Origin of the sequence: Stenotrophomonas mori (genome assembly GCF_023556335.1) — a bacterium.
In the GTDB taxonomy this organism is placed as follows: domain Bacteria; phylum Pseudomonadota; class Gammaproteobacteria; order Xanthomonadales; family Xanthomonadaceae; genus Stenotrophomonas; species Stenotrophomonas mori.
Genome location: NZ_JAIKTS010000006.1, coordinates 125,633 through 147,616, shown reverse-complemented (window position 1 = coordinate 147,616; position 21,984 = coordinate 125,633). Strand labels below are relative to the sequence as shown.

At 70.9% G+C, this 21,984-nt stretch carries 17 protein-coding genes; 9 read left to right on the top strand and 8 right to left on the bottom strand.

From position 1 onward, the window contains the following. Nucleotides 1–277 precede the first annotated feature (277 nt). Complete coding sequence (tyrS, locus tag K5L01_RS14600; RefSeq protein WP_250065339.1) at nucleotides 278–1,489, bottom strand: tyrosine--tRNA ligase; 1,212 nt, start codon at nucleotides 1,487–1,489, stop codon at nucleotides 278–280. Between the two features lie 165 nt (nucleotides 1,490–1,654). Here tyrS and K5L01_RS14595 point away from each other — a divergent pair, with 165 nt between their 5' ends. Next, entirely contained in the window at nucleotides 1,655–3,109 is a 1,455-nt protein-coding gene (locus K5L01_RS14595; protein ID WP_250065338.1) for a peptidoglycan DD-metalloendopeptidase family protein, read from the top strand. Between the two features lie 64 nt (nucleotides 3,110–3,173). Then, on the top strand, nucleotides 3,174–4,298 hold the full coding sequence (locus K5L01_RS14590; RefSeq protein WP_250065337.1) for an anhydro-N-acetylmuramic acid kinase: 1,125 nt from the start codon (nucleotides 3,174–3,176) through the stop codon (nucleotides 4,296–4,298). A 25-nt stretch (nucleotides 4,299–4,323) separates the two neighbouring features. On the opposite strand, the gene K5L01_RS14585 is transcribed toward K5L01_RS14590, so the two are convergent. The 3 genes from K5L01_RS14585 to K5L01_RS14575 all read right to left on the bottom strand — a co-directional run bounded on the left by K5L01_RS14585 (nucleotide 4,324) and on the right by K5L01_RS14575 (nucleotide 6,808). Beyond that, complete coding sequence (locus K5L01_RS14585) at nucleotides 4,324–4,551, bottom strand: hypothetical protein (protein WP_250065336.1); 228 nt, start codon at nucleotides 4,549–4,551, stop codon at nucleotides 4,324–4,326. Nucleotides 4,552–4,613: 62 nt separating this feature from the next. Further along, complete coding sequence (locus K5L01_RS14580) at nucleotides 4,614–6,011, bottom strand: AmpG family muropeptide MFS transporter (RefSeq protein WP_250065335.1); 1,398 nt, start codon at nucleotides 6,009–6,011, stop codon at nucleotides 4,614–4,616. Continuing rightward, nucleotides 6,008–6,808: an exodeoxyribonuclease III gene (locus tag K5L01_RS14575; RefSeq protein ID WP_250065334.1), complete on the bottom strand. Its 801-nt coding sequence runs from the start codon at nucleotides 6,806–6,808 to the stop codon at nucleotides 6,008–6,010. Before K5L01_RS14575 ends, K5L01_RS14580 begins: the two co-directional genes overlap by 4 nt. 112 nt (nucleotides 6,809–6,920) lie before the next feature. Here K5L01_RS14575 and pyrE point away from each other — a divergent pair, with 112 nt between their 5' ends. After that, complete coding sequence (pyrE, locus tag K5L01_RS14570; RefSeq protein ID WP_250065333.1) at nucleotides 6,921–7,580, top strand: orotate phosphoribosyltransferase; 660 nt, start codon at nucleotides 6,921–6,923, stop codon at nucleotides 7,578–7,580. A 15-nt stretch (nucleotides 7,581–7,595) separates the two neighbouring features. Continuing rightward, on the top strand, nucleotides 7,596–8,294 hold the full coding sequence (locus tag K5L01_RS14565; RefSeq protein WP_250065332.1) for a hypothetical protein: 699 nt from the start codon (nucleotides 7,596–7,598) through the stop codon (nucleotides 8,292–8,294). 180 nt (nucleotides 8,295–8,474) lie between these two features. Here the strand turns inward: K5L01_RS14565 and K5L01_RS14560 are convergent, their stop codons facing one another. The 3 genes from K5L01_RS14560 to coaBC are packed head-to-tail and all read right to left on the bottom strand — an operon-like array spanning nucleotide 8,475 to nucleotide 12,564. After that, nucleotides 8,475–10,826 (bottom strand): phosphomannomutase/phosphoglucomutase, encoded by a 2,352-nt coding sequence (locus tag K5L01_RS14560; RefSeq protein WP_250065331.1) that lies wholly within the window; start codon nucleotides 10,824–10,826, stop codon nucleotides 8,475–8,477. 14 nt (nucleotides 10,827–10,840) lie between these two features. Continuing rightward, the gene (gene dut, locus K5L01_RS14555; RefSeq protein WP_250065330.1) at nucleotides 10,841–11,314 is read right to left on the bottom strand and encodes a dUTP diphosphatase; all 474 of its coding nucleotides are present in this window, start codon (nucleotides 11,312–11,314) and stop codon (nucleotides 10,841–10,843) included. Then, nucleotides 11,311–12,564: a bifunctional phosphopantothenoylcysteine decarboxylase/phosphopantothenate--cysteine ligase CoaBC gene (gene coaBC / locus K5L01_RS14550; RefSeq protein WP_250065329.1), complete on the bottom strand. Its 1,254-nt coding sequence runs from the start codon at nucleotides 12,562–12,564 to the stop codon at nucleotides 11,311–11,313. Before coaBC ends, dut begins: the two co-directional genes overlap by 4 nt. Before the next feature lie 95 nt (nucleotides 12,565–12,659). Between coaBC and radC the strand changes: the two genes are divergently transcribed. From radC to K5L01_RS14530, 4 genes are all read left to right on the top strand, one after another. Continuing rightward, nucleotides 12,660–13,337, top strand: coding sequence for a RadC family protein (gene radC, locus K5L01_RS14545; RefSeq protein WP_250065328.1), 678 nt, complete (start codon nucleotides 12,660–12,662; stop codon nucleotides 13,335–13,337). 123 nt (nucleotides 13,338–13,460) lie between these two features. Then, on the top strand, nucleotides 13,461–15,149 hold the full coding sequence (argS, locus tag K5L01_RS14540) for an arginine--tRNA ligase (RefSeq protein WP_250065327.1): 1,689 nt from the start codon (nucleotides 13,461–13,463) through the stop codon (nucleotides 15,147–15,149). Nucleotides 15,150–15,168: 19 nt separating this feature from the next. Next, nucleotides 15,169–15,996 carry an SPOR domain-containing protein gene (locus K5L01_RS14535; RefSeq protein WP_250065326.1) on the top strand — a complete coding sequence of 276 codons (828 nt, stop codon included), beginning with the start codon at nucleotides 15,169–15,171 and terminating at the stop codon, nucleotides 15,994–15,996. A 358-nt stretch (nucleotides 15,997–16,354) separates the two neighbouring features. Then, entirely contained in the window at nucleotides 16,355–17,107 is a 753-nt protein-coding gene (locus K5L01_RS14530; protein WP_250065325.1) for an SDR family NAD(P)-dependent oxidoreductase, read from the top strand. 602 nt (nucleotides 17,108–17,709) lie between these two features. On the opposite strand, the gene K5L01_RS14525 is transcribed toward K5L01_RS14530, so the two are convergent. Further along, nucleotides 17,710–20,553, bottom strand: coding sequence for a TonB-dependent receptor (locus K5L01_RS14525; RefSeq protein ID WP_250065324.1), 2,844 nt, complete (start codon nucleotides 20,551–20,553; stop codon nucleotides 17,710–17,712). A 233-nt stretch (nucleotides 20,554–20,786) separates the two neighbouring features. Between K5L01_RS14525 and K5L01_RS14520 the strand changes: the two genes are divergently transcribed. Then, nucleotides 20,787–21,950 (top strand): OsmC family protein, encoded by a 1,164-nt coding sequence (locus K5L01_RS14520; protein WP_250065323.1) that lies wholly within the window; start codon nucleotides 20,787–20,789, stop codon nucleotides 21,948–21,950. The last annotated feature ends 34 nt before the right edge of the window (nucleotides 21,951–21,984 follow it).

Sequence of the window (21,984 nt, the reverse complement as noted above, 5' to 3'; positions counted from 1 at the left end):
AGCCAGCCCTTACGCTTCGTCAACACCTCTGCAGGGCGCCAACTCCGCCGCTCCAACCCGCCCACAAGGGCTTCCCGTCGAAGCGAGCCGCCTATTATGGCAGCCTTTACCGGTACGTCAACACCTTTTTCGCGGCCGGATGCAGGGCAAGGTCGTGGCGCCTCCCGGCCCGCCGCGCCGCAGGACGCGCAAGCCGCCCGACCGACAGCGGGCCGCGCCAAGTATGCGGCCCCATCCCCTCCTCGCCGGCCCCAGGCCGGCGAGGACGAGGGTCCGCTCAGGCAGCGACCAGCAGGACGCGGGCGAAGGTGCGCTTCCCGATCTGCAGCAACCCCTCGAAGCCGGGCTGGAGCACGGTCTGCGCATCCTCCACGACCACGCCGTCGATCTTCACCGCCCGCTCCTTGAGCTTGCGCGAGGCCTCCGAGTTGCTGGGGGTGAGGCCGGCCGCGGTCAGCAGCGCACCGATGCGCAGGCCCTCGGCCGGCACCGCCACTTCCTGCAGCGACAGCTGGCTGATGTCACCCTGTCCGGTGACGGCAGCGCTCCAGCCGGCGATGGCCTGTTCGGCGGCGGCGGCATCGTGGAAACGGGTGGCCAGTTCGCGCGCCAGGCGCAGCTTGATCTCGCGCGGGTTGACCCCACCGGCCTCGACATCGGCACGCAGCCGGCCGGCCTCGGCGATGCCGATGTCGAAGCTCAGCAGGTCGATCCAGCGCCACATCAGCGTGTCGTCCACCTTCATGGTCTTGGTGACGATGTCGATGGCCGGCTCGCTGATGCCGATGTAGTTGCCCAGCGACTTGGACATCTTGGCCACGCCGTCGAGCCCTTCCAGCAGCGGCATGGTCAGCACGATCTGCGGCTTCTGCCCATAGTGTTCCTGCAGGCCGCGGCCCATCAGCAGGTTGAACTTCTGGTCGGTGCCGCCGAGCTCGACGTCCGCCTCCAGCGCCACCGAGTCGTAGCCCTGCACCAGCGGGTAGAGGAATTCATGGATGGCGATGGACTGCTGGGCGGCATAGCGCTTGGCGAAATCGTCGCGCTCGAGCATGCGCGCCACGGTGTGCTGCCCGGCGAGACGGATCATGTCGGCCGCACCCATCTTGCCGAACCACTCGGAGTTGAAGCGGACCTCGGTGCGCGCGCGGTCGAGCACCTTGAACACCTGCTCTTCATAGGTGCGCGCGTTCGCCAGTACATCCTCGCGCGACAACGGCTTGCGGGTGATGTTCTTGCCGGACGGGTCGCCGATCATGCCGGTGAAGTCGCCGATCAGGAAGATCACCTGGTGGCCCAGGTCCTGGAACTGCCGCAGCTTGTTCAACAGCACGGTATGGCCCAGGTGCAGGTCGGGCGCGGTGGGATCGAAGCCGGCCTTGATCCGCAGTGGACGACCGCTCTCCAGACGCTGGCGCAGTTCATCCACCTTGAGGATTTCGTCGGCACCGCGGCCGATCAGGGCAAGGGCTTCATCAATCGAGGACACGCTAGAACTCCCGGCTTCGCCGTCAGACATTGAAAGGTGTTAATTGGAAGTTAACCGCCCAATTCATCGAAAAGCCATGCGGCTCAATGGTTTGACGCGGTATTGAAGGGTGTCTATGTTACCCGCGTTTGGGCCCGCGATCCGGGCCGGCCAGAGAACCGAGCGATGTCCCAACCCGATCACGGCCACGCGCGCAAACGGCGCTTCCAGGAACGACTCCACCTCCTGCACGACACTGCCCTGCATCGGAAGCTGAAACATCACCTTCCTGCCGCTTTCAACGAGCGCTGGACGCGGCGGCACTGGATCCACGCCAGCCTGTTCGCGACCATCGGCGCACTGGCCGCGACCATCGTGCCGGGCTTCTCCAACGCCATCGATTCATCGCTGCCATCGGCGCACTCGACGCTGGCGCTGCCGCTGCCGCCGCTCGCACTCGGCCCCCGCAGCGGAACGCCGGGTGACAGCTGGCAGATCCTGCGGGTCGAGCCCGGCCAGACCCTGAGCACCCTGTTCGAGACCGCCGGCGTGCCGGCCACGGTGATGCACCGGGTGCTGGAGCACCCCGGCGCCCGCGAGGTGCTGACCAAGCTCCGCCCGGGCGCCGAGATCGCCTTCGACCTGCCGGTGGACGGCCAGCTGCGCGCCCTGCGCTTCGACCGCGACCCCAGCCATCGCGTCGAGTTGTCGCTGCAGGGCGACCGCATCCGCGAGCAGGTGCTGGAGCGGGCCACCACTACCCGCACCGTCGTGGCCAGCGGCGAGATCCGCAGTTCGCTCTACGCCTCGGCGGTCAAGGCCGGGCTGACGCCATCGGCCATCAACACGATGACCGACGAGATCTTCAAGTACGACATCGACTTCTCGCGCGAGGTGCAGCCGGGCGACCGCTTCAGCGTGGTCATGGACGAGACCTGGCGCGAAGGCGAGCGCATCGATACCAGCAAGATCCTCGCCGCCACGTTCAGCACCGGGGGCAAGACCTACACCGGCTTCCGGTTCGAGCGTGGCGGCAAGGCCGAGTACTACGACCTCAACGGCCGCCCGCTCAAGAAGAGCTTCATCCGCATGCCGATCCCGTTCGCGCGGCTGAGCTCGAGCTTCGGCTCGCGGCGCCACCCGATCCTCGGCACCATGCGCATGCACAAGGGCGTGGACTATGCCGCGCGCACCGGCACCCCGATCATGGCCGCCGGCGACGCCCGCGTGCAGTTCGCCGGCACCCAGCGCGGCTACGGCAACGTGGTGATCCTGGACCACGGCCGCGGTTACACCACCCTGTACGGGCACATGTCGCGCTTCGGCAACATCCGTACCGGCCAGCGCGTGAACCAGGGCACGGTGATCGGCTACGTCGGTTCCACCGGCATGGCCACCGGCCCGCACCTGCACTACGAATTCCGCGTCAACGGCCAGCACCGCAACCCGCTGTCGGTGACCATGCCGCCGCCGGAACCGCTCAAGGGTGCCGAGCTGGCCGCCTTCCGCGCCCAGACCTCGCCGGCCATGGCCCGCATCCGCGGCATGGAAGCGCTGATCTACGCCGACGCCGGCAAGGAGGCGCCTGCGGCCACCTCCACCGCCGCCGCGGCCACGCCAGCACGCGACAGCAACGGTTGAGCGCCGTTGACGCAGGGGGCGGCAAGCCGGGAAGCTTGTCGGCCCTTCCGCGCATGGCTCCCGCATGGTGTCGCCCGATCCCCAGCAGCCCCTGTTCCTCGGCCTGATGTCCGGCACCAGCGCCGACGGCATCGACGCCGCGCTGGTGCAGTTCCCGGCCACCGGTGGATGCCGCCTCGTGCACGGGCATACCTTCGACTGGGCACCGGACACCCGCGCCCTGCTGGTGGCGCTCGGCCAGGGCGGCGAGCCCGGCTCGCTGGACGCGCTCGGACGCCTGGACGCCGAGGTCGGCATCGCCTTCGCGGCCGCCGCCAACGGCCTGCTGGAACGCGCCGGGGTCGCCCCGGCCCAGGTCCAGGCCATCGGCTCGCACGGGCAGACCATCCGCCACCGGCCCACGGCCACTCCCGCGTTCACCTGGCAGCTGGGCGATGCCCATCGCATCGCCGAGCTGACGGGGATCGCCACGGTCGCCGACTTCCGCCGCCGCGACGTGGCCGCGGGCGGGCACGGCGCGCCGCTGATGCCGGCCTTCCACTTGGCGATGCTCGGCAGCAGCGGCGAGGACCGGGCCGTGCTCAACCTGGGCGGCATCGCCAACCTGAGCCTGCTGGCCCGCGACGGCAGCCTGCGCGGCTTCGACACCGGCCCGGCCAATGCGCTGCTGGATGGCTGGTGCCAGCGCCACCTGGGGGCCGCGTTCGACGTCGACGGCGCCTTCGCCGCCAGCGGCCGGGTGGACGAGGACCTGCTGGCGCGGCTGCGGGACGAACCCTGGTTCGCCTTGCCGCCGCCCAAGAGCACGGGGCGCGAACAGTTCCATCTCGACTGGCTGGCGGCGCGGCTCGGCGACGAACGGCGGGAACCGGCCGATGTACAGGCCACCCTGCTCGAGCTCACCGCCGCCACGGTCGCCGACGCCCTGCTGGCGCACCTGCCCGCCGTGCGGCGGCTGCTGGTCTGTGGCGGCGGCGTGCGCAACCCGGTGCTGCTGCGGCGCATCGCCGCCCGCCTGCCGGGCGTGGCGGTGGCCTCCAGCGCCACCCATGGGCTGGACCCCGACTACATGGAGGCGATGGGCTTCGCCTGGCTGGCCCGCGAGGCCCTGGCGGGACGGCCCGCAAACCTGCCGAGCGTCAGCGGTGCGCGCGGCCCCCGGATCCTGGGCGCCCTGCACCCGGCGTGAGCCGCAGGGGCGGCGGGCGCGGGCGCTACAGCTCGTGCCCGGCCGGGAGTGCGTGCAACGCCTGGATCGCCTCGGACAGCGCATCCACCTCGGCGTTCTCGAAGCCGTTGCGCACTTCGTATTCGCTGGCGAACAACCCCTGCTCCATCAATACCGCGCAGGTCTGTTCGCGGGTCCAGCCACGCGCCACCGCCAGCCGGCGGATGCGCTCAAGCAGCAGCGGGTCCAGATCCCGCAAGATCACGTCGGCCATGTCATCGCGCCCGTCGTCCGGCGGATCCCCCGCGCGCATCATCGGCGAGGCGCCGGGGGGATTCAACGCCCGGCCGGTGGGCCGGCCGCCGGGTCCGGCGCCTTGCGTGCCTGCATCATCGCCAGCGCCCAGCACAGCAGCACCACCGGGATGGCCAGCAGCGCGGTGCCGATGAAGAACAGCGCGTAGCCTTCCAGCAGCGTGCGGCCCTGTGCCAGGTGCTGCACGGTCATGCCGGAAAAGCCCTTCAGGGCCTTGCCCGGCATGGCGTAGAAGGAACTCAGCAGCGCGTACTGGGTGGCGGTATAGCCGATGCTGGTCAGGCTGGACATGTAGGCGATCAGCGCGGTGCCGGCGAAGCCGCTGGAGATGTTGTCCACGGTCATGGCGATGGCGAACTCGAGCTTGCCGGGGCCGACATGGGCCATCCACGCGAACGCGAGATTCGAACACGGCCCGAGTACCGCGCCGGCCAGCAGCGCCGCCATCACCCCCCAGCGCACCGACACGATGCCGGCCAACGCGATGCCGGCGAAGGTGGCGACCAGCCCGATCGAACCGCGTACCGCCCCCACGGTGTCCTCGTCCAGGCCGAGATCGACATAGAACGGATTGGCCATCGGCCCGATCACGAAGTCGGCCATGCGGTAGGCGCTGATCGCCGCGAGGATCAGCAGCGCGCCGCTGCGGTGTTCGCGGAAGAACATCACGAACGGCCCGACCAGCGCGTCGAACAGGCCCCGCGGCGTCCACAGGGGCGCCTCCTGGCCCTGCACGGCGATCACCGCGCGCGCCGGTTCACGCGCCAGCACCACCGCGGCCACGCCCAGCCCCAGCAGCGCGGCCATGATCTCGTAGGACACCTGCCAGCCCACGCGGGCGGCGATGATCAGGATGAGTGCATCGGTGACCAGCAGCGCGGTGCGGTAGCCCAGCGCCGAGGATGCCGTCAGCAGCCCGAGCTGCTCGCTGCTGGATGCGCTCTCGATGCGCCAGGCATCGACCACGATGTCCTGGGTCGCCGAGGCGAACGCCACCACCGTGGCCAGCACCCCGAACACCAGCAGGTGCTCCATGGCCATGCCCAGCACCACCAGGCTGCCGCCACGGGGCTGCACCAGCGCCATGCCCACCAGCGCCAGTGCGGCCACCGCCTGCGACAGCAGCATCCAGCCGCGGCGGCGTCCGAACAGCCGCCCCAGCACCGGCACGTCGGTCTTGTCGACGATCGGGGCCCACAGGAACTTCAGCGAATACGCCAGCCCGACCCAGGACAGGAAGCCGATGGTGTCCAGCTCGATGCCTTCCTTGCGCATCCAGAAGCCGAGCGTGTTGCCGACCAGGTAGATCGGCATGCCGGAGCTGAACCCCAGCAGCAGCATCGCCAGCACCTTGCGCTCGCGCAGGCTGCGCAGGACCTCGCGCCAGCCCTGGCGGCGGCGGGCCACGCCCTCGGTCACAGGTCGTAGTCCACGGTGAACGGCGCGTGGTCGGAAAAGCGCTCGTCACGGTAGATGGAGCAGGCGCGCAGGCGCTCGCGCAGGCCGGGCGTCAGCAACTGGTAATCGATGCGCCAGCCGACGTTGTTGGCACGCGCGGCGCCGCGGTTGCTCCACCAGGTGTAGTCCTGCCCTTCCGGATGCAGTGCGCGGTAGGCATCGATCCAGCCGCGCCCACGGCCGGGATCGGCCTGCCCGGGCAGGTCCGCGCACAGGCCGTTCAGCCAGTCGCGCTCCTCCGGCAGGCAGCCCGAGTTCTTCTGGTTGGACTTCCAGTTCCGGATGTCCAGCGCCGAACGCACGATGTTCCAGTCGCCGCACAGCACGTAATCGCGGCCGCTGGCCAGCCATTCGGCCAGGATCGGCCGCAGCCAGTCCATCACCTCGAACTTGAACCCCTGGCGCAGCTCGCCCGAGGAACCGGAGGGAATATAGAAGGACACCACGCTCAGGTTGCCGAAGCGCGCTTCGATATAGCGCCCCTCGTCGTCGAACGGCGCCCAGCCCAGGGCGGTGCGCACCTCGTCCGGCTCGCGCCGGCTCCAGATCGCGACCCCGCTGTAGCCCTTCTTGGTGATGGCGTCGCGGTAGAAGCAGTGGTGGCCATCGGGACGGAACTGCGGGTCGCCCAGCTGCGATTCCTGGGCCTTGGTCTCCTGGATGCACAGGACGTCGGCCTGCTGGCGGGCGAACCATTCCGAGAACCCCTTGGTGGTGGCGGAACGGATGCCGTTGGCGTTGAAGCTGATGATGCGCATGGGAAAAACCGCTGACAGGACCAGGACCGGCACAGCATACCGCCCGTGCCAGCATTCCCCGAAGCCATGCTTTACCCTAGGCGGCTCTATAGACGACAAGAAACCGTATTGCATGAGTGACCATCGTTCCCGCTTCCTGCAGCTGGCGTTGAATGCCGACGCCCTGCGCTTTGGCCAGTTCACGCTCAAGTCCGGGCGGGTAAGCCCCTATTTCTTCAACGCCGGCCGTTTCGACACCGGCCTGGCGATGGCCCAGCTGGGCAACTGCTACGCCGACGCGATCGACGCGTCCGGGGTGGCGTTCGACCAGCTGTTCGGGCCCGCCTACAAGGGCATCCCGCTGGCGACCGCGCTGGCCTGCGAGTATTCGCACCGTGGCCGCGACCTGCCGCTGACCTTCAACCGCAAGGAGGCCAAGGACCACGGCGAGGGCGGCACCCTGATCGGTGCCGACATGGCCGGCAGGCGCATCCTCATCGTCGACGACGTGATCACCGCCGGCACCGCCATCCGCGAGGCGCTGGCCATCATCCGCGCCGCCAACGGCATCCCCGCCGGCATCGTGGTCGCACTGGACCGCCAGGAGATCGCCTCCGGGGACGACCGCCGCTCCGCCGCGCAGGCGGTGGCCGCCGAGGCCGGCATCCCGGTGGTGGCCGTGGCCAACCTGGCCGACCTGCTTGCATTCGCCTCCGGGAACCCGGAACTTGTCGGCTATCGGGAACCGCTGCTGGCCTATCGGGCCGAGTACGGAAGCAATCCAACGGGCTGAGCGCAGGGGGCTGCCATGACGCCGATTCCATCCTTCGTCCGGACGGCCGCGCTGCTGGCGCTGGCCACCATGGCGCTGCCGGCGACGGCGCAGACCCGGCCGGCCGACGCCGGCAAGAAGCTCTACTGCTGGGACCAGGGCGGCGAGCGCATCTGTTCGGACACCCTGCCCGCCGACGCGGTCAACAGTGCGCGCCAGGAGTTCAACGCCCGCAGCGGCCTGCGCGGCAGCGAGGTCCAGCGTGCGCTGACCGCCGAAGAGCGCGCCGACGCGGCGCTGGCCGCCGCCCAGGCGCAGGTGGACGCGGCCGCCGAGGAAACCCACCGGCGGACCGAGCAGGCGATGCTGGCCACCTATGGCAGCGAGGATGCGCTCAAGCGCGTGTTCCACGAACGCACCGCGATCGTCGACAACAACATCCAGACCGCGATCTACAACGTCGCCAGCCTGCGCGAGGCCCTGGCCACCCAGCTGGCCACCGCCGGCGACCGCGAACTGGCCGGGCAGAAGGTGAGCGACCAGCAGGCCGCCGACATCCGCCAGCGCCACCACGAGCTGCTCGCCCAGCTGCGCCTGCAGGCCGCCTTCGAACAGCAGCGCAGGGCCCTGGACGTGGAAATCGCGCAGACCCTGGCCCGCTACCGCGAGCTCAAGGGAATCGCCGCACCGGCCGGTGCGGCCCCGGCAGCGAACACCGCACCGGCACCACGGTGACCGGCCGGCGCCGGCCCTGACACGATCCCGGGCGGCCTCCGGGCCGCCCCCCTTCCGCCCGCAGCCAGGGCAGAAGGGAACGCAGCCACCCCGGGCACCGCCTCCCGGAACGGCTCCCCCGGGAACGCGAAGGCCGCCCGTGCAGCGCACGGACGGCCTTCATGGAACGCCACCGGGCCCTCAGAAGCCGAGTTCGGTTCCGTCCGGCAACAGCTGCCGCAACAGCGTGCGGAACACGTCCTGGATCCGCTCCAGTGCCGCCTCGCTGTCGCCTTCGAAGCGCAGCACCAGCACCGGCGTGGTGTTGGATGCACGCACCAGGCCCCAGCCATCGCTGAAATCGGCACGCAGGCCGTCGATGGTGGACAGGCGCGCGCCGGCGAACGGTGACGCCTCCGCCTGCGCGGCGGCGACGAACCGCGCCACCTGTGCATGCTGGCTGCCCTCTTCCACCGGCACCTTCAGCTCCGGCGTGGAGACCGCATCGGGCAGCTCGGCGAACACCGCTTCCGGTGGTTCGTCGCGCTGCGCCAGGATCTCCAGAAGCCGCGCGGCCGCGTACAGGCCATCGTCGAAGCCGTACCAGCGCTCCTTGAAGAAGAAGTGCCCGCTCATCTCGCCGGCCAGCTCGGCATCGGTCTCGCGCATCCGCCCCTTGATCAGCGAGTGCCCGGTCTTCCACATCATCGGACTGCCGCCATTGCGCAGGATGTAGTCGGAAAGCTTGCCGGTGCACTTCACGTCGTAGATCACCAGCGCACCGGGGTTGCGCATCAGCACGTCGGCGGCGAACAGCATCAGCAGCCGGTCGGCGAACACCAGCCTGCCCTCGCGCGTCACCACGCCGAGCCGGTCGCCGTCGCCGTCGAAGGCCACGCCGAGGTCGGCATCCAGACGCTGGACCATCTGCACCAGGTCGGTCAGGTTGTGCGGCTCGCTGGGATCGGGGTGATGGTTGGGGAAGCTGCCATCGACGTCGCAGTACAGCGGGACCACGTCGGCGCCGATGGCTTCCAGCAGCTGCGGCACGACCGCGCCGGCCACGCCGTTGCCGGCATCGGCCACCACCTTGAGCGGACGGTCCAGCTGCACGTCGTCGGCGATGCGCTGCACGTAGTCGGCGACGACCTCGCGCTGCTGCAGCCCGCCCACCGCATCGGCCGTCTGCAGCCGGCCCTCGGCGATGCGCCGGTACAGGTCGGTGATCGCCTCGCCGGACAGGGTCTCGCCACCGATGACGATCTTGAACCCGTTGTAGTCCGGCGGGTTGTGGCTGCCGGTGACCGCCACGCAGCTGCCGGCCCGCAGGTGGTAGGCGGCGAAATAGACGACCGGCGTCGGCGCCATGCCGATATCGATGACCTCGCAGCCCGCGCTGCGCAGGCCGTCGATCAACCCGGCGGCCAGCTCCGGACCGGACAGGCGGCCATCACGGCCGACCACCACGTCGCGCAGCCCCTGGGCCTGCATCTGGTTGCCGATGGCCTGGCCGATCAGCGCCGCCACTGCCGGCGTCAGCTCACGGCCGACCACGCCGCGGATGTCGTAGGCCCGGAAAATGCCCGCCGCCACCTGGACCGGCGCGGCCGGCACACCGGCGGGTTCCGCGGCCCCGGCCTCCTCCTCGGCGGCCACGGCGGCACCGCCGCTGGATTCCCGCGCCAGCGCCTCGCTCAGGGTCACGCCGTCGTCGTCCTCGGCCGCATCGACGCGCTTGCGCAGCGACGGCAGGCGCAGGCGCTTGCCGCCCGCCAGCAGCAGCGCGATCACCAGCAGCACGCCGGCGACCGTCGCCGCGGCGGCGGCTCCCAGGCCCAACGGGCCTTCGTCGAGATCCGGCAGCTCGGCCACCACCCGCAGCCCGGTACCGGGCACCGGCCGTGCCAGCGCATCGGCGCCATTGCCGAGCGCCGGGGCGCCTTTGCGCAGGACGGTGAAGCCACCCTGGCGCACCCCCAGGAAAGCGCTGTCCGGCACCGCCGCGGCATCGAACGCCGCGCTCAGCCGGGTCAGGGGCTGGCGCACATAGACGATCGCCGGCCGGCCCTGCAGCTGCACCGGCGCCGCCAGGCCCAGCCGCGGGCCGTTGCCGTCGCGCACCACGCGCGCCACCGGCGCGCCCTCGCTCATCGCCAGCTCCAGCAGGGCCAGGCGCGAATACCCGAAGGTCCCGGGGTCGGCATAGGCTTCGGACAAGCCGCCATCGAACACCTGGGCCTCGTCCACCCCGCGCCAGGTCTCGCGCAGCGCCGCCATCGCGGCCGCGGCGTCGCCGCGGGCCAGGGCCGCCGCGACCGGCTCCAGTGCCAACTGCCGGGAGAACTGCGCGGTCTGCGTGCCAAGGGCCTTGCCCAGCTCGGCCACCGTCTGGTCCCGTGCCTGCTCCAGGCGCGTGCCGATGCCCGCCTGGCGCCACTGTTCGAAGGCGCTCCAGCCGAACCAGCCGGCCAGCAGCAACAGCAGGATCGCCAGCAACGGCGCCGAGCGGCCCAGCGCGATGCGCGGACGCTGCCTTTCGTTCCCTTGACTCATCGTGCGTTCCCCTGTCAGCGCACTCCGGTATGGCCGAATCCACCCGTTCCGCGGGCACTGTCGGCGAAAGTATCCACCACCTGCAAGGCCACCCGCACGATCGGCATCACCACCAGCTGCGCGATGCGGTCGCCCGGCTCGATCGTGAACGGCTCGCGGCCACGGTTCCAGACACTGATCAGCAGCGGTCCCTGGTAGTCGGCATCGATCAGGCCCGTGCCGTTGCCCAGCACGATGCCATGCCGGTGGCCCAGCCCCGAGCGCGGCAGGACCACCGCGCACAGGCCGGGATCGGCGATGTGGATGGCGATGCCGCTGGGCAGCAGCGCCGCATCGCCCGGGGCCAGCGTCATCGCGGTCTCGGTGGCCGCGCGCAGGTCCATGCCGGCGCTGGCTTCGGTCGCGTAGGCCGGCAGCGGCCACTCGTCGCCGAACCGCGGGTCCAGCAGTTTCACCTGCAGCGGCTGCAGTGCGTGGGTGCGGCTCATGCGTCCAACCTCTCGACGATCAGGTCCAGCAGCTGTTCGGCCAGCCGGCTCTTGGCGGTTCCCGGGAATTCGCGCAGCCCGTCGCTCCAGTAGGCGGTGGCGGCATTGCGGTCGCTCTCGAACCCGCCATCGGCGATGCCGACCTGGTTGGCGATGATCAGGTCCAGGTGCTTGTCGGCCAGCTTGCCGCGGGCGTACTTCTCCACGTCGTGGGTCTCGGCGGCGAACCCGACCACCAGCTTCAGCGCCTGCTCCTGCGCCGCCACTTCCGCCAGGATGTCCGGCGTGCGCACCAGCTCCAGGGTCAGGGTCTGGCTGCCGGCGGTCTTCTTCAGCTTCTGCGCCAGCACTTCGCGCGGCGTGTAGTCGGCCACCGCCGCGGCGCCGATGTAGATGTCGGCGGGCAACGCGGACAGCACCGCCTCGCGCATCTGCGCCGCCGAACGCACGTCGATGCGCTGCACGCCGGCCGGCGTGGGCAGCTGTACCGGCCCGCTGACCAGCACCACCTGCGCGCCGCGCCGCGCCGCGGCGGCGGCCAGCGAGTAGCCCATCTTGCCGCTGGAGCGGTTGCCGACGTAGCGCACCGGATCCAGGTCCTCGTACGTCGGGCCGGCGCTGATCAGCAGCCGCAGGCCCTGCAGGCGGTCCGGCACGGCCGCGGCCGGCGGCGCCGCGACGCTGGCCAGCGCCGCGACGATGGCCTCCGGTTCACTGAGGCGCCCGGGGCCGGATTCGCCCTCGGCCAGCGGCCCGTCCTCCGGCCCGACCACCTGCGCACCGCGCGCGCGCAGCAGGGCGATGTTGGCCTGGGTAGCCGGGTGCAGCCACATGCGGTGGTTCATCGCCGGACAGACGGTCAGCGGCGCGGTCGTGGCCAGGCACAGCGTGCTGACCAGGTCGTCGGCCTGGCCCTGGGCCAGCCGCGCCAGCAGGTCGGCGGTGGCCGGCGCGATGACGATGCGGTCGGCCCAGCGCGCCAGCTCGATATGGCCCATCGCCTGTTCCGCGGCGCTGTCCCAGAGGCTGGTGCGTACCGCCTGCCCGGACAGGGCCTGGAAACTCAGCGCGGTGACGAACTGCTGCGCACCCTCGGTCATCGCCACCTGTACATGGGCCCCGGCGTCGCGGAGGCGGCGCACCAGTTCCAACGATTTGTAGGCGGCGATGCCGCCGCCGACGCACAGCAGCAGCTTCTGTCCGTCCAGCGGGCGCGAAGGCCGCTGGGCGTTCTGGGGAAGGCCGGTCACGTGGGGAAATCCTACCTGCTCAGGAACGTTTAGCTTAACCGAAGGGGTGTCGGCAGCTGGTTACTTCGCGCATGCCGGAGCGCCATGGTAGGGCCATGCACATCCGCCACTGGCCCAAGACCGAACGTCCCCGGGAAAAGCTGCTGGCACACGGCGCCCGCGCCCTGTCCGACGCCGAGCTGCTGGCCATTTTCCTGGGGTCCGGCCTGCGCGGCAGCGATGCGGTCCGCACCGCCCGCGACCTGCTGAAGGCGCACGGGGCGTCACTGCGCCGGCTGCTGGACCACAGCCCGTGCGCGCTGGCGCGGCAACCGGGGCTCGGGCCGGCCCGGGCCTGCATGCTGGCCGCCGCGCTGGAGCTGGGCCAGCGGCACCTGGCCTCGCAGCTGAAGCGCGGCACGCCGCTGACCGACCCCGAATCGGCCGGGCGCTATTTCGTCCAGCGCCTGCGCCCGGAGCCCCACGAGGTCTTCGCGGTGCTGTTCCTGGACACCCGCCACCGCGCCCTGGCATTCGAGGAGCTGTTCCGCGGCAGCATCGACGCCGTCGACGTCCACCCCCGGGAGGTGGTGCGCAGGGCGCTGGCGCACAATGCCGCGGCCGTGATCCTCGGCCACAACCACCCCTCGGGCAGCGCCGAGCCGTCCACCGCCGACCGCGCCGTCACCTCCCGCCTGCGCGATGCCCTGGCACTGGTGGAAATACGCTTGCTGGACCATTTCGTCATCGGCGACGGCGTCCCGGTATCGCTGGCGGCGCGCGGCTGGCTCTGAGCGCCCCGGTGTCCTGCCCGCGCCGCGCCCCCCGGGCCGCGGCGCCCCTTCCTGAATCCGCGGGAGCGACCGGCCCGCCGGTCGGGTAAAATACGCCGTTCCGCGCTCCAAGCAGACCGTCACGTGAAACCCCTACTCCGCGCCCTGATCGGCCAAGGCATCGAAGCCTTGCGCGCCAACGGCACCCTGCCTGCCGACACCTTGCCGCCGGATTTCGTGGTCGAGCGGCCCAAGACCCGCGAGCACGGCGACTTCGCCACCAACGCCGCGATGCTGCTGGCCAAAGCCGCGCGCGGCAATCCGCGCGCGCTCGCCCAGGCGCTGGTCGAAGCACTGCCGGCCAGCGGCGACGTGGCCAGCGTCCAGATCGCCGGACCCGGCTTCATCAACTTCAAGCTGGCCCCGGTGGCCTACCAGCGCGAGGTCGCCAGCGTGCTGCGCGAGCGCGGCGACTACGGCCGCAACCTGGGCGGCCAGGGCCGCACCGTCGGTGTCGAGTACGTCTCGGCCAACCCGACCGGCCCGCTGCACGTCGGCCACGGCCGCGCCGGCGCGATCGGCGACTGCATCGCCCGGGTGCTGGAGGCCAACGGCTGGAACGCCAAGCGCGAGTTCTACTACAACGACGCCGGCGTCCAGATCGACAACCTGGCGCGTTCCGTGCAGGCGCGGGCCCGCGGCTTCAAGCCGGGCGACGCCGAGTGGCCGGCCGATGCCTACAACGGCGACTACATCGCCGACGTCGCCAAGGCCTACCTGCTCGGGCAGACCGTCGAGCTGGAGGGCAGCCGGGTGGTGGCGGCCAAGGACGCCGAGGACATCGAGGCGGTCCGCCGTTTCGCGGTGGCCTACCTGCGCAACGAGCAGAACCTCGACCTGGCCGCGTTCGGCGTGGATTTCGACATCTATTTCCTCGAAAGCTCGCTGTACACCCAGGGCAAGGTCGCCGACACCGTGGCCGAGCTGGTCGCCTCCGGGCACACCTACGAGGACGGGGGCGCGCTGTGGCTGCGCTCGACCGATTTCGGTGACGACAAGGACCGGGTGATGCGCAAGTCCGACGGTACCTTCACCTACTTCCTGCCGGACGTGGCCTACCACCTGAGCAAATGGCAGCGCGGCTACGAGCGCGCGATCACCGAGCTGGGCGCCGACCACCACGGCTCACTGGCGCGGGTGCGCGCCGGGCTGCAGGCGCTAGGCGTGGGCATCCCGCAGGGATGGCCCGAGTACGTGCTGCACCAGATGGTGACGGTGATGCGCGGCGGCGAGGAAGTGAAGCTGTCCAAGCGCGCCGGCAGCTACCTGACCCTGCGCGACCTGATCGACGAGGTCGGCAGCGACGCCGTGCGCTGGTTCCTGATCGCCCGCAAGCCCGACTCCCAGCTGATCTTCGACATCGACCTGGCGCGCCAGCAGAGCAACGACAACCCGGTCTTCTATGTGCAGTACGCGCACGCCCGGGTCTGCTCGCTGCTGCGCCAGGCCCAGGAGAAGGGGCTGGAGCACGATCCGGCACAGGGACTGGCCGCGCTGGCACTGCTGGACGATGCCGCGTCGCTGGAGCTGATGAACGAGATCTCGCGTTATCCGGAAGTGGTGGAAGCCGCCGGCGCGACCCTGGAACCCCACCTGGTGGCGCAGTACCTGCGTGAATTGGCGCACGCCTTCCACACGTGGTATCACGGGACGCCCGTGCTGGTGGACGCCGCCGCCATGCGCAACGCACGGCTCGCGCTGGCCGGTGCGGCCCGGCAGACGCTCGCCAACGGCCTGGGCATCCTGGGCGTGAGCGCGCCGGAAAAGATGTAAGCGAGGAGAAGCGGCAGCAATGGCAGCACGACGCGGCAAGAACCAGGCCCGGCGCAACAGCGGCAATGGCACCCCGGGCTGGGTATGGCTGGTCGCCGGGGCCGCGATCGCGGCCGTGGTGTTCCTGGCCGCACCGAACCTGTTCAAGAAGGACGGCGACGGTTTCCTGCGGGTGGGCCCGCAGCCCAATCCCGATGCGCAGCCGGCGCCGGTAGCCGACGCCGACATCGACGCCGGTGCGGAACTGCCGCGGCCGCCCGCACGCGACGAGGCTCCGGCGGCTACCCAGTACGACTTCTACACCCTGCTGCCCGGCAAGGAAGTGCAGATGTCCGATGCCGAGCTGGCCGCCAGTGCCCAGGCCGAGGAGCAGCGCCGCGCCCAGGCCGCGCGCTCGGCCCCGGCCAGTGAGGCGCAGCGCGCGCAGGCCGCCCTGGAAGGGCGTCCGGTGCCGCCGGCCACCGCCGCCGCATTGCCGGCGCCGATCAGCGAGGCGCCGCGCCCGGCCGCCACCGGCGAAGCGCCGCGCACCGCGGCGGCCACGCCCGCGGCCACTCCGGCACCGGCGACACCGCCCGCGCCCGCCGCGACGGCCCCCGCAGCGGCGGCCGACAACGTCCGCTACATCCTCCAGGCCGGGGCGTTCGGCGCGTCCGGCGATGCCGAAGCGACCAAGGCCAAGCTGGCGATGATGGGCCTGACCGCGCGCGTCGAGTCCGCGCAGATCAACGGCAACACCGTCTACCGCGTGCGCATGGGGCCTTACGGCACCGCCGGCGAGCTCGCCGAAGCCAAGGCCAAGCTCGACGGCAGCGGGCTGCAGGCGATGGCGATCAAGGCGCAGTGAAGCCGCCCATGGCGGCTTCACCCCAACGTTTGTAAGACACACGTTGGGCCCCGTACTCGTTGTTGTCCCCACACCCCCGTGCCTGTCGGCGCGCCTCGGCACCACCGCCGTGGCGGTGTTGCCCCAACGTCTGCTGCGCAGACATTGGGCCCCACGCCCTTTACATCCACATCCCCGCGCCTGTCGGCGCGCCCCCTTGACTCAAGGGGGCTGTTTCTCCGCTTGCCTGCCCAGGTGCCGGGCTTGCCCTGCTGGGGTCTTAGCGGAATGCGCCATGTCCGGTCATGTCCTGCATCCACCGGCGCCGGTAGCCTGCGAAGGTGCGAAAATCGATAGCCCCTTTCCCTGGAAACCCGTCATGTCCAAGACCGTCCTGATCACCGGCGCCACGTCCGGCTTCGGCGCCGCCTCGGTCCACCGCTTCGCCGGTGCCGGCTGGAAGGTGATCGCCACCGGCCGCCGTGCGGCGCGCCTGCAGCCGCTGGTGGACGCGTTCGGGGCGGACAACGTGCACGCCGCGGCCTTCGACATCCGCGACGACGCGGCGATGGATGCCGCGCTGGCGGCAGTGCCGGCCGCCTTCCGCGGCATCGACCTGCTGGTCAACAATGCCGGCCTGGCACAGGGCACCGCCGCGGCCCAGCACGCCCGTCTGGACGACTGGCGCACGATGATCGACACCAACGTCACCGCGCTGGTCACCCTCACCCATCGCCTTCTCCCGCAGCTGATCGAGCGCCGCGGCGCGATCATCAACATCAGCTCCACCGCCGCCCGCTATCCGTATCCGGGTGGCAATGCCTACGGCGGCACCAAGGCCTTCGTCAGCCAGTTCTCGCTGGGCCTGCGCGCCGACCTGCATGGCACCGGCGTGCGCGTGACCGCGATCGAGCCGGGCATGGCCGAGACCGAGTTCACCCTGGTGCGCACCCACGGCGACCAAGCCGCCTCGGACCAGCTGTACAAGGGGGCCGCCCCGATGACCGCCGCCGACATCGCCGACCAGATCTTCTGGGTGGCCACGCTGCCCCCACACCTGAACATCAACCGCCTGGAACTGATGCCGGTCAGCCAGTCGTTCGCCGGCTTCCAGGTCGCGCGCCAGGGCTGACCCGCCCGCGCGGCAGCGCGGCGGACCGGGTGCCGCAGGCAGGAACCGGCGCGGATGCGCCATCGCGGCCGGCACCACCTGCGGCATGTCCGGCGCCCGCCGCCCGGCTGCACCACCTGCAACGGCGGGCCGGTCCTGCCGTGCGGGGCGCGCGCCAGCACGCACGACGGTTTCGGCAGGCCCGGGCAGCCCCCGGGACGACGACCCGAAGTCCGCGGGGCCGCCGCCTCCACCCGGCAGCGGTGGACATCGGCCGGCCGCTGTTCCCCTCCGGCCAGGGTGCCCGGCAACACCGCCACCTGCCCGCTGGCCGGGCGCGTGGACCGCCGGGCCGACGCAGGAGGGCGCACACCGTGGGAGTGTCCGGATCGACGATCACTGCCGCACCGCGATGCCGGCAGCGCCATCGACGACCGCGGCCATTGCGTCCTGCGGCCCACCGCACCTCGCCCGGAACGCCGTGGCCCTGAGCGGCAGCCGGCGCAGCGCAGGTCCGCACCGAGCCGGCGATGGCCGGGGCGGGAACAGGGCGGTGGCCGCGCGCGGCCCCGCCACCGCATCCCCGCGGTGCCGGAGCCGGACGGCGCGGTCCGCCGTGCAGCTCAGTACAGCGAGGCCTGCACCGTCACCCCCAGCCAGCGCGGGATGCCCGGCTTGTACGAGTTCCAGGTCAACGGCACGCCGGTGTCCTGGTCGAACAGGTTCCTGGCGACCAGGCTGATCGCGAAGCGGCCGTCCTGGCGGCCCAGGCCGATCGAGACATCGGTGGTGCCGAGCGGATCGGTCTTCGCGTAGCGCGACAGCAGCGTGTCGGTGTAGTAGCTGCTCTGGTAGTTGTAGTTCAGGTTGGCCTGCAGCGCCCACACCTGCCCGAGCGGGTACGAGACGTCGGCGAACAGGTTGCCGCTGACCTTCGGCGCGCCCGGCAGGGTCTTGCCGCTGGCGTCGTAGTACGGCCCGCCGGGGTTGGCGCCGCCCAGCTCGGCCGGGTTCGGCGCGCGCGGGAACCGGCGGTAGGTCGCATCCGTGTAGGCCCCGGAGAACCGCAGCGTGGTGTACGGGATGCCGACGTAGGCCACGTCCAGCTCCAGGCCGCGGGTGCGCACCTTGGGCACGTTGCCGAGCGCGGCCACGTAGGCCGGCTTGCCGTCGTTGTTCAGCGCGGTCTGCAGCTCGTCATGGACGAAGGTGTTCTGGAGGTAGTCGTCGATGTCCTGCAGGAACACCGTGCCGGCCAGCGAAAGCGTGCCATCGAGCAGCAGCGACTTCACGCCCAGCTCCCAGGCCCGGGTGGACTCGGCGCTGGCCGGCAGCGACTTGCCGCCCTGTGCCGTGGCCCCGACGATCTGCGCGATGCCCGGCTTCTCGCCGTAGCGGTACGAGCCGTACACGGTCAGCGCATCGTTGATGCGGTAGTCCGCCCCGAGTGCGCCGCTGAACAGTGTTTCCCGGTACTCCGGTGCGGCAACGTCGAGATAGGAAGCGCCGATGCGGCCGGCACGGATCGCCTTGGCCGCGGCCACCTGCTGCCGCTGCGTGGCGTCCAGGCCGGCATAGTGGGCCACGCCGAAGTACTTCTGCGCGACCAGGTCGGCCAGCGCCAGCTGCGCGGCGCTGTTGCCTGCGGCAAGGTTGCCGGCGGCATCGTTGGCGAAGCCGTTGTAGGCGACGTTGTTGACCCGGGCCGGATTCAACTCGCCGGCAAAACCATCGGCCAGGATCGCGCTGCCGGCGCGGCTATTGCGGGTTTCGCGGCTGATGCGCAGACCGGCATTGAGGTTGAAATCATGGGTGACCTCCCACCGGAGGTCGGAGTACGCCGCCAGCGACCTGTTGTCGTAGCGCTCCCTGCGCTGGGTGACCAGCCCGTAGGTGGAGTTGAACAGCAGCAGCCGGCCGGCGGCGTCCACCGCCTCGGGCAGGGCCGGATCCACGGGGTCCAGCAAGGCGTACTGCGCGGCATTGGCGTAGTAGGCACCGGCATCGGTGCCATAGCGTTCGGTCTGGCTGTAGTTCGGGAACCTGCCGTGGAAATAGAAACCGCCGGTGCGCAGGTGCAAGCGGTCGCTCAGCTGCGTGTCCAGGCGCAGTTCCTGGCTGAGCTGTTCGAAGCGGGTCTGGGTGCCCCGCGGTGCGCGCAGCCACTCGAAGCCGGTATGCGAACCGGCGCCCTGCGAGAAGTCGTAGTCGCGCCAGCCGGTGATCGACGTCAGTGTGCCGGCCTCGCTGAGCCGGTAGGCGAGGTTGGCGGTGACGCCGGCGGTCTTGTAGGTGTTCGGGTACTCGCCGAGGGTGTTGACGCGCGGACGGTAGTAGTCGTCGATGGTGTAGTCCGGGTTCTGCGCGAACCAGCGGCGCTGCAGCTTGCCGAATACGTCTTCGGCGTAGTTCACCTGCCCAGGCTGGCCGGTCGCCGGGTTGGTCCAGTCGTAGCGGGCCGGCGTGCGGGTGTTGAACCAGAAGCAGTTCTCGCAGATCTCGCGGCCCTTCGGGGTGACGTCCACCGACAGGTTCGCTTCCAGCCGGTCGTTGGGGGTGAACAGCAGCTGCGCACGCACGTTGGTGCGGTCGGTGTTGCGCCAGCTGTAGTGCGTGTCGTTGGCGTTGTCGAACGGGCCGTCGGCGGTCTCGCGGTTCACGCTCAACCGGTACGCCAGCGTCTCATCGACGAGGGCACCGCCCACCACCGCGGTGGCGATCGTGGTGTTGCGCTCGCCCAGGGTGATGGCGGCACGCGCTTCGGGGCTGAAACCGGGCTTGCGGGTGGTGATTTCGACGCGGCCGACGTTGGCCGCGCGGCCGCCGTCGGTGCCGCTGGGACCGCGCACCACCTGCACCGATTCGATGTCCAGGTAATTGCTCAAGGCCGAGATCGCATTGATGCCGTGACCGACCCCGTCGACGCTGACGCCGACGCTGGGCTCCAGTACGCCGGCACCGGCGGCCCAGCCCACGCCGCGCACGAAGATCGAGGCGGTGTTGGGGTTCTGCCACGAGGTGCGCACGTTGCCGAGGCGGTTGACGATGTCGCGGAAATTGTTGACGTGGAACTTCTCCAGCTCCTCGCCGGTGACCGCGGAAATGGACGCCGGCTGCTGCTTGATCTGCGCACTCTTGACGATCACCGCGTCCAGCAGCGCGGCATCGCCGGCGGCAGCGACCGCGGCCGTCGCCGGTGGCACGGGGGCCGGGGCCGGCGCCGGCGCAGCGGCCGCCTCGACAGGCTCCGCGGCCACTCCGCGCAGCCGCGCGATCTCCGCCCTGAGCTGTGCGTTCTCGCGCTGCAGCTGCTCATTGGACTGGGCATTCGCCGGTGCCGGCAACAGCGCGCCGGCAAGCGCGGCGGCGATCAGGCAGGCCAGCAGCGAACGGGCAGGCGGGCGATCGGGCTCCACCGCGGCGACGGCGGAGAGGGACGTACGATGACGCGTGGGGGCGTACTGCATCCGGGTGAATCCTCTGGTCGGGCTGAGCGACGGATGCTAGGAACTCGCGGCCACGCTGGATAATGACCGCATCGCATGAAGTGCCATCGCCGGCGGCATCAACCAGCGGGTGCGTGCAGGCCGTCGCCACGGGTCATATCGGCATCGCCATCGGCTATTTCCGCGGCGGCAGGCGAGCACGGAAAGTCGGCAGTCATCCCGGCCATCCGGCCCATCGTGGAGTCCCGCCTGTCATGCCCATCGCACGCCCCATGCTGCTTGCCCTCACCGCCGCCGCGCTGTCCACGGCCCTGCTGCTGCCACCGGCGTCGGCCACAGCGTCCGGCTCGCCGCTGCGCGGCCACCTGGTCGAGAAGAAGGCCGCCATCCAGGCGCAATCCGCGCAGCCCGGCGCGCCCACCGCCATCCATGCCCGGGTCACCGCCGAAAGCCGCTCGGGCGTGCGTCGCCTGCGCATCGGCCCGTCCGGCACCTTCCAGTACCTCAGCGACAGCGGCCGCGACTATGCCGGCTACAACCTCGGCGCCGGCTCGTGGGATTCACTGGTGGGCGTGCTGTCCAGCGCCATCGCCGACGAATACCTGGTGCAGGCGGCGGTGGCGGACATCCCGATCGACGGCCTGGACGTGGTGTTCACCAGCCTGCCCCGGCGCAAGAGCGCCAACCTCAGCTACCCGAACGACCTCTCCTACGTGGCCTACATCGACTCGCCGGCCAGCGATGCCCAGCTGCAGGCGCTCAAGCGCAGCGTGCATGCGCAGTCCTCGGCCATCGACCTGGTGACCCGCGCGCAGCCGGTCAGCCGCATCGAGGTGACCTACGTCCAGACGCCGGCCACGCGCGATCCGGGCCTGCCGCCGGGCCTGCGCGACTTCATCACCGAGGAGAAGCGCCCGGCGGTGCTGGCCAAGCAGCGCGAGGCCGCGGCCGGTACCGCCACGGTGGAGAGGCTGGTCGCGCGCGCGCGCGTGCAGCCGCACACCGGGCTGCGGCAGGTGTTCATCGGCGAGGACGGCTACCACCTGCAGCTGCACGACAGTGCGCCGGGCCTGCTCGGCTACGGCCTGGGCCCGACCGCGGAAGAGCACCTGATCGGCGTCACCACCACCTGCCCGGCGCACATCTTCGAAGTGCAGGCGGCGGCCCGCAACGTGCTGCTGGATGCGCTGGAAGTGACCGCCGACGCGGAACTGAGCCCGCGCTTCGGCCGCGACGCGGAGGGCCCGGCACGCTTCCAGGACCTCCGCTACAGGGCGCGGATCGCGTCACCGGCGTCGGAGCAGGACATCCTCGCACTGCGCGATGCCGTCGAGGAGAGCTGCCCGCTGTACAACCTGGTCAAGGACGAACAGACGCTGGAAGGCCGCGTCGTCCACGGCGCCTATCCGGGCGGCTGACCCGCACGGGGCCAGCGCCGGACGCGCCCCTCCC